Origin of the sequence: Flavobacterium sp. HJJ (assembly GCF_015351475.1) — a bacterium.
In the GTDB taxonomy this organism is placed as follows: domain Bacteria; phylum Bacteroidota; class Bacteroidia; order Flavobacteriales; family Flavobacteriaceae; genus Flavobacterium; species Flavobacterium marginilacus.
Genome location: NZ_JADKPR010000016.1, coordinates 99,039 through 115,845, shown reverse-complemented (window position 1 = coordinate 115,845; position 16,807 = coordinate 99,039). Strand labels below are relative to the sequence as shown.

Annotated in this window: 15 protein-coding genes and 2 pseudogenes; 9 read left to right on the top strand and 8 right to left on the bottom strand. The window is 29.8% G+C overall.

The features are described from left to right. Positions 1-628 precede the first annotated feature (628 nt). The 4 genes and pseudogenes from IRZ80_RS21030 to IRZ80_RS13640 all read right to left on the bottom strand — a co-directional run. Positions 629-820, bottom strand: a pseudogene (locus tag IRZ80_RS21030) (IS982 family transposase); the annotation flags it as partial. 11 nt (positions 821-831) lie between these two features. Then, complete coding sequence (locus IRZ80_RS13650; protein WP_194642125.1) at positions 832-1,833, bottom strand: DUF6625 family protein; 1,002 nt, start codon at positions 1,831-1,833, stop codon at positions 832-834. Between the two features lie 64 nt (positions 1,834-1,897). Continuing rightward, complete coding sequence (locus IRZ80_RS13645) at positions 1,898-2,860, bottom strand: hypothetical protein (RefSeq protein WP_194642124.1); 963 nt, start codon at positions 2,858-2,860, stop codon at positions 1,898-1,900. 453 nt (positions 2,861-3,313) lie between these two features. Next, the gene (locus IRZ80_RS13640) at positions 3,314-4,165 is read right to left on the bottom strand and encodes an IS982 family transposase (protein WP_194642137.1); all 852 of its coding nucleotides are present in this window, start codon (positions 4,163-4,165) and stop codon (positions 3,314-3,316) included. A 666-nt stretch (positions 4,166-4,831) separates the two neighbouring features. Here IRZ80_RS13640 and IRZ80_RS13635 point away from each other — a divergent pair. Together IRZ80_RS13635 and IRZ80_RS13630 are read left to right on the top strand one after the other, a co-directional pair. Continuing rightward, positions 4,832-5,743, top strand: a complete 912-nt coding sequence (locus IRZ80_RS13635) for a DUF6625 family protein (RefSeq protein ID WP_194642123.1) — start codon at positions 4,832-4,834, stop codon at positions 5,741-5,743. Between the two features lie 305 nt (positions 5,744-6,048). After that, positions 6,049-6,204: a hypothetical protein gene (locus IRZ80_RS13630; protein ID WP_194642122.1), complete on the top strand. Its 156-nt coding sequence runs from the start codon at positions 6,049-6,051 to the stop codon at positions 6,202-6,204. A 669-nt stretch (positions 6,205-6,873) separates the two neighbouring features. Here IRZ80_RS13630 and IRZ80_RS13625 read toward each other — a convergent pair. Further along, positions 6,874-7,223 (bottom strand): annotated as a pseudogene (locus IRZ80_RS13625) (phosphoenolpyruvate carboxykinase (ATP)); the annotation flags it as partial. Between the two features lie 565 nt (positions 7,224-7,788). On the opposite strand from IRZ80_RS13625, the gene IRZ80_RS13620 reads away from it, so the two are divergent. The 3 genes from IRZ80_RS13620 to IRZ80_RS13610 are packed head-to-tail and all read left to right on the top strand — an operon-like array spanning position 7,789 to position 9,677. Beyond that, positions 7,789-8,625: an alpha/beta fold hydrolase gene (locus IRZ80_RS13620; protein WP_194642121.1), complete on the top strand. Its 837-nt coding sequence runs from the start codon at positions 7,789-7,791 to the stop codon at positions 8,623-8,625. 1 nt (position 8,626) lies between these two features. Further along, positions 8,627-9,121, top strand: a complete 495-nt coding sequence (locus IRZ80_RS13615) for an RNA polymerase sigma factor (protein ID WP_194642120.1) — start codon at positions 8,627-8,629, stop codon at positions 9,119-9,121. Then, complete coding sequence (locus IRZ80_RS13610) at positions 9,108-9,677, top strand: hypothetical protein (RefSeq protein WP_194642119.1); 570 nt, start codon at positions 9,108-9,110, stop codon at positions 9,675-9,677. The genes IRZ80_RS13615 and IRZ80_RS13610 overlap by 14 nt, the downstream gene beginning before the upstream one ends. Before the next feature lie 133 nt (positions 9,678-9,810). Here IRZ80_RS13610 and IRZ80_RS13605 read toward each other — a convergent pair whose 3' ends face one another. From IRZ80_RS13605 to yiaA, 3 genes are all read right to left on the bottom strand, one after another. Further along, on the bottom strand, positions 9,811-9,981 hold the full coding sequence (locus IRZ80_RS13605) for a hypothetical protein (RefSeq protein ID WP_194642118.1): 171 nt from the start codon (positions 9,979-9,981) through the stop codon (positions 9,811-9,813). A 123-nt stretch (positions 9,982-10,104) separates the two neighbouring features. Continuing rightward, the gene (locus IRZ80_RS13600; RefSeq protein ID WP_194642117.1) at positions 10,105-11,235 is read right to left on the bottom strand and encodes a hypothetical protein; all 1,131 of its coding nucleotides are present in this window, start codon (positions 11,233-11,235) and stop codon (positions 10,105-10,107) included. Positions 11,236-11,600: 365 nt separating this feature from the next. Then, positions 11,601-12,071: an inner membrane protein YiaA gene (gene yiaA, locus IRZ80_RS13595; protein ID WP_194642116.1), complete on the bottom strand. Its 471-nt coding sequence runs from the start codon at positions 12,069-12,071 to the stop codon at positions 11,601-11,603. 90 nt (positions 12,072-12,161) lie between these two features. Here yiaA and IRZ80_RS13590 point away from each other — a divergent pair, with 90 nt between their 5' ends. From IRZ80_RS13590 to IRZ80_RS13575, 4 genes are all read left to right on the top strand, one after another. Then, positions 12,162-13,721 carry a hypothetical protein gene (locus IRZ80_RS13590; RefSeq protein WP_194642115.1) on the top strand — a complete coding sequence of 520 codons (1,560 nt, stop codon included), beginning with the start codon at positions 12,162-12,164 and terminating at the stop codon, positions 13,719-13,721. Between the two features lie 292 nt (positions 13,722-14,013). Then, complete coding sequence (locus tag IRZ80_RS13585) at positions 14,014-15,243, top strand: hypothetical protein (RefSeq protein ID WP_194642114.1); 1,230 nt, start codon at positions 14,014-14,016, stop codon at positions 15,241-15,243. Positions 15,244-15,257: 14 nt separating this feature from the next. Beyond that, positions 15,258-16,052 carry an alpha-ketoglutarate-dependent dioxygenase AlkB gene (locus IRZ80_RS13580; protein ID WP_194642113.1) on the top strand — a complete coding sequence of 265 codons (795 nt, stop codon included), beginning with the start codon at positions 15,258-15,260 and terminating at the stop codon, positions 16,050-16,052. Beyond that, entirely contained in the window at positions 16,049-16,570 is a 522-nt protein-coding gene (locus IRZ80_RS13575; protein ID WP_194642112.1) for an endonuclease V, read from the top strand. Before IRZ80_RS13580 ends, IRZ80_RS13575 begins: the two co-directional genes overlap by 4 nt. The last annotated feature ends 237 nt before the right edge of the window (positions 16,571-16,807 follow it).

The following is a 16,807-nucleotide window of genomic DNA, read 5'->3' as shown; positions in this document are numbered from 1 at the left end:
TATCTTATTGATACTCATTAATTCAGCTGAGCTCTCTTAACATATAACTTTGTAACTTTCCGAGAAACAACAAATCTTTTTTGTTCAATTTACGTACTAACTTAAAATTCTTAAACATAACACACCTTTTTGTCTTTTAATTTTAAATTGTTAAATCTTCTTCATGATTATTGAGAATCGACTAAATAAATTATCAGTAGTTATATAGTTAGCTTCCATTTTGGAAGTATTAATTTTACTTGTATCATTATTTAAAAATTGTTGACACTACTAAAAACTGTTATATCATTGAGTAACTTTTCCAAGTGATAAAAAAGTAAACCGCAAATTTTTAGTTGTTTATATTTTTAATTCATGTTGTCAAACTATAACTCAATAAATATTCTTAACTTCTACTTATTTCGATATGGTAAGTTTTTTTTATCAAACATACACTTTAATCTTACAATAAAAAATAATTTTTAATAATTTTTAATCAGAAATATGTTATTTTTATGAAATTATCATAAAAACACAAATAAACACTTAAAATATTACAAAACAACAAAGACCTGCCTCTAAATACTTATGTATTCTTCGCTATTTTAATAAAATATTCAAAGAAACCGCAGTGCATTATTGAATTAGACTAATTTTTTAGATTATTGATGTTTCTATTGAATACGAATTTATTTAAATATCGTATCGTGGTTAAAATTGTTATTTTAATAAGAATCATTGTTTTAAATCCTTAAAAAGATTTAGCATAATTACGCCTAGTCATCAACTGGTCACATAATTGAGAGAACAAAGTCTCTGTCCTTTTTCTGTGTTTTTTAAACTAGGAAAGTCTTATATAGTGGAATTTTTATTTAGGACAGGATCGGTTTTATATATTATTCTACAGTTTTTCTCAAAAAGATTAAATCCTGATCTATTTATAATTACACCATCTTTTTGCATTTGATCAGCTTCTATGAATACGAATTTATCAAGATCTTTCCAAACTCGATCCTTTTTATAATAAGAGTTCATCCATCTCCCTGAAAAGAAATTCATAAAATGAAGGTAAATATATTTCTGATCGTAATCTATTTCATTGGTTAACTCACCATTGTACCAATACCAAGTTTGTGGGTGAAAATATTCTCCCGATCTCCATAAAGCATGAGTAAGAGGTGTCGTAAATTGTTCAATTAAATATAATTTTTGTCTATACTTCTTACTGAAAGGATTAAAGATGTCATATAAAAAAAAATATTTAGAATTAATCTCCGATGGATATTGAAAAACTTTTATAAATGAATCCTCATCAAATCTCAGACATTCGGGATTTTCAATTATGCTTTTCCATCCTTTATATCTTTTAAATGCATTTCTCATCCATTTAAAGTTTTTGAATATTGCTAAATGTCCAGATATACACCAATTATGACTACTTAGTACATTGTTTTGTAAAACTTGTGGAGTGTAAAAATTTCTTATGTTACCGTATATTACATCTATATCGCCGTAACCATAAAAATCATAACCTTCAATTTCTTCCTCATGAATGAATCCATACATAGGTTTTAAATCGCATAATTTATAATTATCTGACAGAGTAAAATTTATATTGAGTTTTTTATTGACCTTTTGAATATAATTTTCTTTTGTTATGGACTTGAAAGATACATTCCCAATTTTATAGTGCTCGTGTTCACAATCAGTATGAAAGAGCCAGTTTATCGTAGAATTTGCTTTACAGGACTCCAAAAAAAGGGAAAACCAATCAGGCCAATCTCCAAAATAATCTATAATTATAACAATTGATTGATAATCGACTTCTTTAGATTTTAAAATATTGTGCTCCAAAATAATTATTTTGATTTAATATTGATACATAAAACTCAGCCGAAAAAAAATAGCTTTTCTTAGTCTAAACTGTTTTCTTTAAATTGTAATTTGAAATTTTACGTAAGGTTTCTATAACTTTACTATAACCTTTTCTTTGAATTTCTTTCAAAGGATCCGGTAAATTCAAAGGATCTAAGTTTCTGTAATAATCCCAGAGCTCTACATAAGGTATTTTGGCTAAATCTCCATTTTTTTCTCTCCATACTCCAGCCCAATGCATTAAAAATACAGAACGTTTATATGGATCTTTGAAAGTGCCGTCTTTAACAATTCCTCCAGGAAAACCTGCCCAACATTCGAGTTTTATATTTTTTGTAATTGTGCCTCCCCACATATTAAAAACAAATAAACTTCCGTAATTATACCCTGATGTTACAATCAGATAATTTAGGAAAGGCTGCTCCATACATAATAATTCCATATCTTCTTTTAAAGATAGAGCTCCTTCTACCTGATCCATTACCCAGTTCATCGGTAAAATGTTTTTTGTGCTTACAATAAAACCTGTATTTGTAGCATATTCTATTTGTGTTTTATTCAATTTATTTTTGGTATAAATTGAATCTTTCCAAACCCATCTTCTTATTTCTGGCAAATTAGAGTGGGAAGTAAAAATTTTGCAGTGAGATAAATTTTGCCAGACAAAAGAAAGACTATCAAGAACAACAGTGTCTATATCTATATATATAAACTGTTCGAATTCTCCTTCCCAAGCAACTAATTTTCTATAAGCCCCAACAACTTCCCCATGAAATTTTAAGCTTATATCATCACAATATCTTAATAACTCTTGATTATTGAAAACACTAAAATCATAAATCTTTTTCATTGCTTCAACTTTATCAAAATCTTCATTGTAAGGTATGAGACAAAGAGGAAGTTCTTTATTATATGTTCTAAAACTATTTAAAAAAGCAGTAACAAGTTCAAAAACTTTATTATTTGCTAAAAAATAAACGCCTTGCTTTTTTATAGGTGTTTTCATAAAAAATTATTATTTTAACAGAATTTTACTTGTAATGTTATAAAAATATTTAACACGAAAATTGATTTATTTCCAAATTTAACCAATTTTTAACAATCATATCTTTTGTAAATTTCTTTATTCTTTCACAAACAAATCCTACTAATTTTTAAATTAAGTCCATTAAAAGTAGAAAATTAAGGTCTGCAAACAAACTAAATCCTTTGACAATTTTACACAAAGGTTAATATTAAATATTTGTTAAAAACAAGCTTGAAATCATTAAGTTGATTTCAAGCTTGTTTTTTATATTACGTAGCGCTTTTTTAAACCAAAAAGATAGGTGTTCATAGCTGCGCTACCTTGGTCAAGTTAAGCACTATCATGATGGATGCAATTCATGATTCGCTGTTAGTAACCTGAACTCGATTAATATAAAGAACGATAATTGGTTAGTTTTAACAGTTTCGTATTTCAAAGAAGGTTTTTAGGCAGAAAATTATAAGCAATTATTCCAGCAATAAGGTTTGACAAAAAATTAGTAAATGAGCGATGTCTGGAGTGTTCCACTTGACAAATGTTTTTAAGTTCATCGTTGACTGTTTCGATTATTGAACGTTTACGAAGTAAAATTTTGTCGCTCATTTCCATCAAACTATTTTTCATATTATTGCGAATACTGGTAATCAATTGGATTCCATCAACAAATAATAATTGTGATAGTTTTTGGCATATATATCCTTTATCACCAAATAACTTTCCAAAAATTGCGTTCAAAAAACCCTCATTTTTCAGTGGTTCTCTATCATCAACATTCGCTTGAGTTACAGCAAAACTCAATAACTCTCCTTTGTCATTAATAATTATATGGAGCTTAAATCCATGAAACCAGCCCATTGTAGATTTTCCTGTAGTAGCAGTGCCTTTAAAAACTTTATTTCTACTGATTCGTTTGTTTTTACAAATTCTTATGGGTGTTGAATCTACAAATGAAATTCCTGTGCAATTGCCTAAACAACAAGTTTTGGCAAAAATGGTCATTGGTAAAAGAACGCTTTGCATCAGTTCTAAAAAACGATTATAAGAAACGGTGTTTGGAAATTCATTTTGCATATGCTTTTGAACATAAAAAACATAATAGTGCTTGAAACAACGAAAACCACTCAAATGAAAAAGTAAATAAATTGTAATCACTTCGGATTTAGACATAATCGAAGGACGTTTGGAAGGCTTTCCTAGCAAAAAAGGTTGTGTAGCTTTATCAAAATCTTTACAAAATTCATCAACAATAGAGAAAATATCAGTAATTTTATCGAAACAAATCATAAGGCGGAATTTAGTTAAATATTTAATTGTCAGAAATTTAGATATACTAAATTTTACCTTTTTCTGCAATGTTTTCAGCCTAAATTATTAATCGAGTTCAGGTTATTAGAAAGCTTTGCTTTGATACGATCTAAAACATATGTTGTTTTGGCTTGTCTAAACTTTCCTTCTATGAAGCCCTCAATATTAATGTCTCCTATAAAAATGCTTTTGGAATACAGAAATAAACGTGATATATTTGTGTATTGGATTAGTTTTCTACATTGCAAAAATAATCTGTACATAATCTTTTAAAAAGAGAATGACAGTCTTTTTAAAAATTAAATTATGCCTAGTTTGTTGAATTTAAGCAAAAAAATATCATGTACTAAAATCTCTATTATATTTGAAAAACAAACAACAACCTAATTGCAGAAACTAAAACATAAAAACCAACAAGGTCAGGGCTAAATAGAATTCCGAAAAATAAAGCTTCTTTTTATGTACAAGAAATTCTAACTAATAATTTATTGTGCTCAAAATTCAAATGTGATTTCTATCATATTAAAAATTTTAAATCGATTCAGTATTAGGTCTTTCTGTTTAGAAAACGAAGAGGATGCAAAAATGTAAATTATACAAATGAAGGGGAGCATCAGCAATTACAATCTTAAAATATAAATTATAATGACTACTTTACCTTCAATCGCTTTACTTACATGCTGGTATGGAGATTACCCATGGTATTTTCCTTATTTTATTAAATCATGTGTTTACAATCCAACTATTGATTTTATTATATTAACTGATAATACTACAGTAATTCCCGACAAGCCCCACAATGTGAAAATCATTTATAAAACAATAGATGATTTTAAAAGCAATGCCTACTCAAAACTGGGTTTTAAAGTGGCTATTGAGAGTCCATATAAATTATGCGATTTCAAACCGGCCTATGGTTTTTTATTCCCTGAAATCATAGCACCTTACGATTTTTGGGGACATGGAGATATTGACATGGTTTATGGTAATATCCGTGGTTTTATGACTTACGAAATTTTAAAGAATCATGATATTTTAACCTGTCGTGAGGACATTACAATGGGAACATTTTGTTTATATAGAAATTCAGATCAGATGAATAAACTTTTTATGAAAAGCCGTGATTATGAACTAGTATACACTCACCCTGAGCATTTTTGTTTTGACGAATGTAATTTTTTATTTAGAGAGCTAGCTTTTGGAAATTCTATTTTGGACTATCCTAAAAACATTCAAAGCATGACCTACCTTGCTGTAAAAGGAGATAAAGAGGGAGATTTTAGAGCATTTTTCGACCATTTCATAATACAGGGAATGTCTGATAAAATAAGATGGGATAATGGATTAATAATTTTTAACAATCAATTTGAATGTATGTTTTATGATTTGATTGATTATAAGATAAAATGTAAAAATAAAGACCTAAACTGGTCTGTTCCTAACATTTTTTATTTTAACAAAAAAGGTATAAATAAAAATAGTACTGTTAAGCTTTTAAGATTAAAAATCAAATCAAAATTAAGATTTTTCAATAAAGATGAAAGTTTTTCAGTGTAATAAAAAAAAGGCAAAATTTAGCATACGAAGACAATCTGATCAGCAAGGCTGCAGAGACCGAAATGTTTATAAATAATTTCTAAACATTACTCTAAAACATTCCGAATTCAACTGTTAAAGAAATGTTAACAAAACAACCCATCAAGTAAGTAATTGATTTTTTTTGGAATTAAAATTGATTTTTGGCTTAGGAACATAATTGGATCAGAATCGATTAGAGAAAGAAGTATTGACTTGTATTCCCTACATTGGACAAAAATTATAGAGAACAACCAAAATAAAGAAGAGGACGGCTAAAATCCAGAATGGCTAAAAGTCGTGTTGTCAGGAAACTGATGGACATGTCTGCCGCATCGTTACTGAATCTCCGAATAACGAGAAAAGTGCGTTTTAAAAAAGTTTTAGGATCCTATTATTATAACAAATCAGATTTAATGAATCTGTTCAATGATGAAAACTAATATGAGACTACAAAAACTTTCAAAATATCTCTCTATTTTAGAGGAGGATCACAGACTTAATGCTTGGCATTCGTTCTTTTAAGTGCTATTCTTTGTCTCGGATATAGACAAGGACATGCAAAGATAATTAAAGTAAGTCGGAGTAAATAATGTCGCTTTCACATATCAACACTTTACCAACCTACCATAAATACTTTAAGGAGTTACAGAAAATGGGTTATATAAATTATCGGCCATCCTACCATCCAGGATATCGAAGTGAAGTCGAAATAACAATAAAGCCTTATAAATTACCATAAAGCTTTTGCTCTATTGACATATATTCAAAATTTATATCATAAAATTGGTGTATTGCAAAACTTTGCCATTTAAGAATCTAGATTCAGAATTTATCCGTCATTGAAACAAAATTTTTTAACACTAAAAGTAGAAGTAGCAAAATATAATTTGACTTGCCTATAAGTTTATAGTCTCTAAATAATGTTCACTTTTGTAGTATTCATTAATAAATTATGTCGTTCTTTTACAGTCAATCAGCTTACAGCAGGAAAGTTAAATAAGAAAAATTTCAAGGCCTTTTTAAAGTTATGGCAAAATCGTGGCACACCCGATTTTACAAAGTAAAATATTGGTAATATTACGGGGTTTATCACATACGTTTGTTTCCCGGCGAGAGGCCAAATCTCTTGCTCTTTTTTCCCATTCATTCACATCTGCATAACTATCTCTTGGATCCAAAATTCCTTCACCTATATCTGTCAAAAAAATGGGTACTGTTAAATTTAAAAAAGGTATTTTTATAGTAGCTACCTCATTAATCTCTCCATTTATGATGGCATCAATAATAGCCCTTGTATTTTTAAGAGAAATCCTTTTCCTGTTCCATTCCATCCCGTATTCACTAAATAAGCTTTTGCACCATGCTCTTTCATTTTACTGATAAGTGTTTGAGAATACTTTGTAGGATGTAAAGTCAAGAATGCTTCTCCGAAAGCAGGTGAAAAGGACGGAACCGGTTCCGGCGAAACTTTATTATTCCATATCTGACGCGAAGATAAATTTTTACTATTGATTTAATCAAAATTTAAACCCTATTCAATTTACTCAAATCTTCCACAAAATGGTTCGAAAATTGTCCCGTTAGGGCTACAACGAAAAAAGCTTCAGAGAAATCTGGAGCTTTTTTATTATACACCTTTTGTAAAATTCAATTATTTTGGTATTAATAAGATTAGATAATCTGAATAAGAAGAAATCTATATTTCTAACACCTCTAAATTGAAATCTAAACGCTTTTATTTTCCTAGACTGCTAAGCTTTCTGAAAAAACTAAAAAAGAAATTAATAAAAGTGTTTCCGCCTCTGTCTATCCAAAAGAATGGTTTTTTTCTTTCTCCATTTTTTTTTATTTACCACTTTTTCTGCACTCTTTTTAAATCATCACTTGCTTTTTATTAAGCTAAACTGCAGGATTTTAAACCTAAATTCTGAAAGCGATAAAAATATTTTAAAAAAAAATGTTTTTTTGAGGTAACAATTAACCTAGTACTGTATCAAAAGATAAACTTTAAAAAATTAAATCTTATGAAAACGAAATCTATTTTAATTATTACATTTATTCTTCTTATCTCAAAATCTGTTTTTTCACAAACTGCCTTCAAAGTAGAGGTAAAAGGAAAAGGAGCTCCTGTCTTGTTATTCCCTGGTTTTGGCTGTACAGGAGAAGTATGGAATGAAACAGTTGCAGAGCTTTCTAAAAATTACGAATGTCATGTTTTTACTTTTGCAGGATTCGGAAATGTTCCTCCAATTGAAGAACCTTGGTTTTCTACCATAAAAGATCAGGTCATTTCTTATGTAAAAACAAAGAAAATAAAGAATGCTACATTAATTGGCCATAGTTTAGGAGGTACTTTAAGCTTGTGGTTAGCCTCTCAAGAAACCAATTTGTTTAAAAAGTTAATTATCGTTGATGCTTTACCTGCAAGTGCAGCTTTGATGATTCCTAACTACAAAGGGGAAATTATTCCGTACGACAATCCACAAAGTAAAATGATGCTGGCAATGGATCAAAAAGCGTTCAACGGAATGAATTCGCAGTCGACTGCTTATATGTGCATGAACAAAGAAAAACAGAAAACAATCAATGAATGGATGAATATTGCCGATAGAAAAACCTATGTTTATGGTTATATTGACATGCTTAATTTAGACCTGCGAAAAGAAATTTCTAAGATTAAAATTCCAGCAGTCATTTTAGCTGCCACAAATCCAGATCTTAATACAGTACAAAACACCTATAAAGCCCAGTATGAAAACCTTCCTTCTGTTAAAATTTATTACGCAGCAAACTCTGCTCATTTTGTAATGTACGATCAACCTGAATGGTTTATGGATAAAGTAAAACTTGAATTAAAATAAGGTGGCTAAAAAAGAACAATTCAACGAGATCTATTACAAGCATTACAATAAGGTGTTTCGTTTGTGCAAAGGTTATTTTTGTGGAGATACTGCATTGGCCTCTGATGCAGCTCAAGAAATCTTCATCAAAGTCTGGGAGAAATTAGACACCTTCCGAAATGACTCGAGTATCAGCACCTGGATTTACAGGATTGCAGTAAACACATGCCTTCTTTATTTAAGAAAATCATCTTCAAGAAAAGAAATTAGGACCGATATTATGCCTCAGACAGTTTCAGAAACCTATTCGAGCGAAAAAGATGAACAGCTGCAGCAAATGTATCAATGCATACAAAAACTTGAAGAAACAAACAAAATGATAATCCTAATGACTTTAGACGGTTTAGAATACCAGGAAATATCAGAAGTAATCGGGATAACTGAAGAAACACTTCGCGTTAGAATTCATAGAATCAAAAAAAGTTTAACTCAATGTGTACAAAATGAAAACATTTGAAGAATTACAAAATATCTGGGATCAGCAGACAGAATCTAATACACAGCCAACTGCTTCCGAAATTATTAAAAAAGCAGAGGCGCATACTAAAAAAATTAAACGCAGTCATTTTTGGACCAGAATAATTTTAAGTCTAACCTCATTAATATTAATCACTTATTATATTTGGGCAGGTGCTTATAGACATACACAGTTTAGTTTTGGATTATGTATTATGATTGCAATGCTTCTTATCCGCGCAGCCTTAGAATCGATCAGCGTAAAAAAACTACAGGACTTAAAAACCGATGTTAACTTAATTGAATACAGTAAACTAGCGCATGAGTTTTACAAATGGAGAAAAAAAATACATTACATCCTTACACCTGTCATTTACATGACTTATATTGTTGGCTTCACGTTGCTTTTACCTGTTTTTGAAAACAATTTCTCAAGAGGCTTTTATCTTTACATCCTATCAAGCGGATATATTTTTTTATTAATCTTTGGACTATTTATGGTAAGAATAATTCAAAAGGAAATAAAGCTTTTAAATTTCTTAAAAAATATCACTTAAAAGAAAAAACATTCTTTTATTAGCTATCTAATTTAGATATAACAGTTTTTAATCTGGCCCTTAGAAATATTAAATATATCCAAGTGTGCTTAAGTAATTCTTTTTAGAAATCTTCCATAAGCCGGTTAGACATTTAAATGCTTCCCGCTACTAAGAACAACCCATCAGCATTTTGATGGGTTTTTTTATGATTATCATGTTCATCACCTCCCGTAAAAATTGGAATTAACTCAAAAATACGGTTCCCTTTTTTGGTTAGATATTCTCTATTTTCTGCCCTAATTGACAAACTCTCTGGAAACACTAACTTTTGAATCCTTATCTTATCCTCAACATCTCCTCTATCATGGACATATCAAGCTTTTTAACCATATCCAAATTTCACTTCGTAAATAATTACATATCAAAACATTCCTACCCTATTTTATCATTTTTTCAATTTCTCGACAACAATAATCAGGTTTGATTTAAAATTCTTATTTACAATTTTAAAACTAGCCAGATAATCGTCTTTTATATAAATTGTTTCTGCAGGATCGGCTTCTATATCTAATTTTTGAGTGTTAATTTTAACAAATCCTATTTTAAGAAATTTATTGGCAAAATCAAAATCGTTGCCATATCCTCTTGGCATCATCAAAATAACCTGATCAGGCTTTTTTCTGGTAGAAATAATCTGCTGTCTTTTTTCATCAATCCAAACGCCTTCCGAATCATTATAAACCCAATTATTATTGATTTTATTGAGTTCTGCACCTAGATTCTCAAAAGAAACCGATGACAGATTTAATAGATCTTTAGGTTCTATTTCTCTTTGCAGTTTATTTTTATATTTTAACACACTATAATTATCAATAAGCAAATCTATATTGTGAGGGTCATTTTTAGAATAAACAATGTTTAGTTTTTGACCTTGATAAAAATCTTTGAATTCATAAGTAGAAACATCTTCAACTGCCGTAATGACTCTGCCGTCTTTTGTCATAAATTCGACCGTAACAGTAGCGTAATTTATTCTTCCTTCTATCGAAGATCCATCAATAACCGTTGCAACAGCATCTTGTTGAGTTTCTTTCAATATTTTATCAGCTCCTGAAGAAAAACAACTTGATATGATGAAATAAAATATAAACCCTGGAAAAAAAGATATTACGAGATAACCCTCTATGGGAGGCTTGGGCTTTCCGTATTTCTCAATATTTCGTTTCCTCCAGCTGCCATAATAAATAAAAACATTAAGAAGTGAAACACTTAAACAAATTGTACCTAGAATTGAAAGTGTAATCGTGTTTCGGGTAATACCTAATCCGGGAAGAATGAAGAAGAATAAAGCTGAAAAGAATAACAACAAAATTGTCCAGATTGTAAACCGAATTATATTCTGCCGTGGATAAGTTTTTAATTTATGCTCTAAAATCCTAGCCAATGCCTGATCCATCAAAGAATCAAATTGAGCTGGATCAATTTCTTTTCTTTTCAAAGAAGCTTCTATCTGATACTGATCCTCATTAGCATTAATTCTGTCAACAATATATTCTACGATTTCGTCTTTATTCATAAGTGATTCGTTTTTAAGTTTATTCTGATTATTACCTGATAACTTGTAATGATTATACTTTTTTCTCTAGCTAATATAACTCAATCTGCAGCTATTTCATCAATTGTGAATATCTATTTTAAAGACAAAAAATATTTTTCCTATCCAAATCGGAGTTTTAGTTTTTATTACTCATAGAAAAGCTCCAGAGAAATCTGAAGCTTTTTGTCAATAAAATATTTGATTTAGATTGCAGGTACAAAGTCAGGAGACATTCGTACAATATCCATAAGAAAAGTGACATTAGGCTTCACATCCTTACAAATTAAAACTTAGAAAACCTCAAAACTGCACAATGTTGTGACAGTAATGAGGCCCGCTAAAAACTATATGTTAGCCGATTCAAATTGTTTGAGATCTCGGGTATTTTTTTGCACTGCAAGAGCAGAAAACAGTCCTAATACGAACGACATTCCGAAGAATCCTTTTTCACTCAGGAGTAAATCGGCATTCCATAGACCGATTATTAACAATACTACAGCAGTAATGGTACTAAACCAACTTAAACCGTAATATAAATCGGTTACGGGAATACCTTCCAGTCTGTCTCGTACACTTTTCTGCACTGATATTACAGAGAAAAGACCAAAAAGGAGAATCGTAAAATAATATCCTTTTTCGTTGTAAGCCATATCCGAGTTATAAAGTCCGATACAATAGGAAGTCATACCTATAATTAACGTCATCCACGATGCGCCCACAAAAGCGACACTTGGCTTTAGAGGAGATTCATTGTTTAATCTTGCATTTCTTGATTCTGAATTGCTGTTTGATTCATTTGATTTTAGCGGTTCCATAATTTTTTATGTTTTATGATTATGAGGCAAATGTCAGCATGAAACAGGAATTCTAAAAATCAATTTATTAATAAAACTGACGATATAAAAATGTATTTTATTATTTTTATACTAAAAAAAACCATCCGTATGAATGCACTTCAGGAAATAGTAAATATGATGAATGAAAACGAAAAAAAGGCATTCATACAATATCTTTCAAAAAAGAACAAACGTAAAGACACAGGCAATACAGCATTATTCAATTCTTTAAAAACTGACGATATAAACTATAAAATAAATACTTTAGAAAACAAAAAAAGTACCGATGCCTATCATGCTCTCAGAAAAAGACTGTATGACAGTATGATTGATTTCATGGCCAATCGAAGTTTTGAGAATGACACCTCACAAGAAAATGCAGTACTCCGTCTTATTGTTGTAAGCCGTTTATTTTTTGAACACAAATTGATAAAAACAGCCTTTAAATGTCTTGCAAAGGCCGAAGATATTGCATTGAGCATTGAACATTTTGGTCTTCTCAATGAAATCTATCAGACTCAGATACAATTTGCACATTTCAATCTGTCGGAACCAATCGAAAAAATAATTGAGAAGTTTAAAGCCAATAAAAAACAGCTCGAATATGAGGAACAGCTTAATTTAGGCTATGCTGTTCTGCGCCGTGAACTTGCCGCTATTCATCACGAAGGCCGGATTGTAGATTTTCAGTCACTCATAAAAACCACCATTGAAACACATGGAATATCATTAAAACAGAGACTGACTTTTAAATCGCTGTATCAAATATTATTTATCGCCAACGAATATGCTTCCCTAAACAGTAATTTCTCGCTTATTCAGCCTTTTGTAGTTAAAAGCTACCGTTTCATTAGTAAAAAAACGGATCTGACAGACAGACATTTATACTATCATATCTACATTTTATATTTTATAGCCAACTTCTATTTTCGGAATGGTCAGTTTAGAGAATCTTTGGATTATCTTGGTTTGATGTCTGCCGAACTTCAAAAACAATCTGGTAAATATTATCAGCGGTTCTGCCTTCGGTATTTTTTATTATTGGCTTTCAATGAAAATTATCTTGGTCATTGGCAAAAAGCAATTGAAATTGCCGAAAAAGCGCTTTCTTCAAATAAAAAAACAGATCCTAATGACAGCAATGACCTCCGTCTGATGCTGATCGTTTTTTACTTACAGCAAAATGCAGGACGCAATGCCGTAAAAGAAATGGCAAAATTAAACCATACCGACAGCTGGTACGAAAAAAAAATGGGAATGGACTGGACCATAAAAAAGTGTCTTGTCGAAATCCTTCTGCACGCCCAGCAGGAAAACACCGAACTGGCTTTATCCCGAATAAAAAGTTTTAAACGGCGTTATAAAAAATACCTTTTAACGATAAATGAAGAACGTGTTGTACACTATCTTTTATTTATTGAGCAATATGTACTGAAACCCGAAATTATAAAAACACAAAAATTCCAAATAGCAATAGAAGATTTTATAGTTTCGGCACAAAACGGCCCAAAAGATATTTTTATCATGAGTTTCTTATCCTGGCTGCTTGCAAAAGTGAGGCGAAAAACGACTTATGAAACTACGTTAAATCTACTGACAGCCTACTTCCCTGTTACAAATTTCATATAAATACTGATCTTAAATAGATTTTAAGAACAAACACATTATGTCTTTTAAACTTTAGAACATCTGTAGCAGCTTTTCATTGGAAAATTTTAGAAAACTAACTTTAGTTTTCATTCAGCACACAAAAAAAATTATAAATCAACTTAGTTTTAAATATATCTTTCTACTATTTACAAATATAAAAAAGCCAAACTGCTATTTAAAAAATTTATTTATTTCTGTAATAAAATTAGTTATATATTAGCAATAAAAACACTGAGATCCAACTTAAACTAAAGAAGAAAACGCATAAAAGATGATGACATTACCCAGCGAAAACAAAATTTCTAAAGACAAAAATATTCTCATTGTTTTAGGTAAAAACACAAACACAACTTTAGAGCTTAGCTACCTGATAGAAAAATTCTGTGGAATTGTAGTAAATGATTTTTCTGAAATTAAAACTTCGTTAGCTAACAAAATGATTTACGTCTGCGGAGATATTAATCAACTTAAAAACAATGAACATAGCTTTTATGTAATCGAAGAACTGTCAATAAATCACGAAAATTACAAAGGTGATAATCTGCATTTTACAACATTAGGAGAAGTTCCGCTTCTTATCAGCAATGCTGGAATCTATTACCGAAATATGTTTGGCGACAATGATTATTTTAATACAATTAAATCTGAACATTTATTTCAGGAACTGACAGAATCGAACAAAGAATCTAAGGCTCTAAGAAAAGGCATTTATTTAACTGAAATTGTAAAAGAAAATACAAATAATTCAGAATTGCTTCATTTTCGCCTTTTGAGATGTTCAAGCAATTTTACCGGACCAACAGACAATTTTAGAAAAACTGATCAAATTATCCTAAACTTTTTAAATAATGCTATCAAATATACTTTTGAAAAAGAAACAAAAGTTAATCATGTTCTAGCTCAAATTTATGAGAATAAAATAAAGAGCAATGACAGCGCAAAAGAAGTAAAATCTAAAATAAAAGCACATTCTGACAAAACAAAAGATATGTCTAAAGATGGTATTATTGCTTTTTGCACTTTCTATGACAAATCCAATTTTGACCAGCTGACACAATCAAAAGAGGATAGGTACGATTGGTTTTATAAGAAAGCAAGCGGACTGACAAAACTTCATTTTAAATTAAAGAATACCGTAACTGATCCAGCTTTAGAAAAGGAATTCAGTGTTACTTTGTATCCAAATTCAGCTTTTTTAATACCTCTTTCTACAAATAGATTATACACTCACGAAATTAAGCCTTCTGTTCTAAATGTAGATCAAATTCCAATTAGAATGGGTTATGTTGCCCGCTGTTCAAATTTAGAAGCCGTTTACATAAATGACCAAACCTATATCAAGGAAAACAATACGTTTATTAAACTTGAACCAATGACTTCAGATACAATGATTGACCTAAGAAATTCATATTACGAAGAAAATATCAGTGAAAAGAAAATAGAATACGGTAAAATTCATTTTAGCATGAATTCTGGTGATTACGAAAAACCAATATTTTAATCTGACAATAAGTAATGAACAACTTAGGCTTTTATAAAATCACACTCCCTCTTGAAAACTTATTCGAAGAATTATCAAATTCCATAACTTTTGAAAATATCACTAAAGGGAGAATCGGAAATAATTTAGTTAATATATCTGATCAAAATATTCCAATCACAAGAACAACCAGTATTTACAATATTCCGCCTCATGATTTTTCTCCTGTACATCATCAAATTATAGCGTCTTTAAATACTGAAATTCAAAATAATCCTATTGAAAATTTACAATCGGCAGATTTTAATAATGCACTTATAGAAATCTACGACTGTAATTATTCTAAAATGAATTATCATTCTGATCAATCTTTAGATTTGGAAACTGGCTCTTTTATTGGTTTATTTTCATGCTATGAAAATCCTGACAATTTAATAGAAAAGAACATACGTAAACTAAAAATTAAAGACAAAGTAAGTAATGAAGAATACGAAATCCCGCTGACACATAATTCTATTATCCTATTTTCATTGGAAACTAATAAAAAGTTTCTTCATAAAATTATATTAGAATCTGCTTTAAGCAAAAAGAAACTTGAATTTGATAATAAATGGCTTGGAATTACTTTTAGAAAATCAAAAACATTTATACATTTCAAAGATAATTTACCGTATTTCTCCAATGGAGAATTGTTAACATTGGCTGATGAAAATCAAAAAAAAGAATTTTATACTTTAAGAGGACAGGAAAACAACAATTTAAATTTTATTTACCCGATATTATCATACACATTAAGTATAGGAGATACAATGGAACCAATAGAATCATGACAAAAAAATTAGTACTTTTGGCATTTGACACATATTATTTTGACGGAAAAGCCAAAACCGTCTGTATTGAATTTAATCAATGGAATCATAGCAAAGACTATAAAGTATATTCAGAAATAGTTGATAATGTCGAAGAATATATTCCAGGAGAATTTTATAGAAGAGAATTGCCTTGTATTTTAAGCCTTTTGAAAAAGATGGAGCTGAAAAAAAACATTGATGCAATAATTGTTGATGGATATATTTATCTGGATGATGACAAAAAATATGGCTTAGGTGGGCATTTGTATGAAAAATTAAATCAGGAGATCCCAATAATTGGAGTAGCCAAAACTAATTTTGCATCATTAAACAAAGACAAAAAAAGCTTGTTTAGAGGCGATAGTAAAAAACCTCTTTTTATCACTTCAATCGGGATTGATTTAAACGAGGCATTCGCAAAAATCGAAAGTATGGCTGGAGAATTTAGATTTCCTACTTTATTAAAAGAATTAGACAGGCTGACTAAAGAAATTTAAATCATTCTCAAATCTAAAAACACTCCTCAATAAAAAAATAAAGAAGTGCCCAAGTTCCTATAAAAAAAAGACCAAGGTACATGTTATTTAAGTTTTTCTTTAAATCCTTTTTAACTATAAGCCGATATAAAGTCCAGACTATAAAAGTGAGCGTCAAACCTATTACCATGAAAATTCTCGACATAACTTATTTGTTTTCTGACGGCGTTGTATTAGTTTCTGCCGTCTGTTAGATAT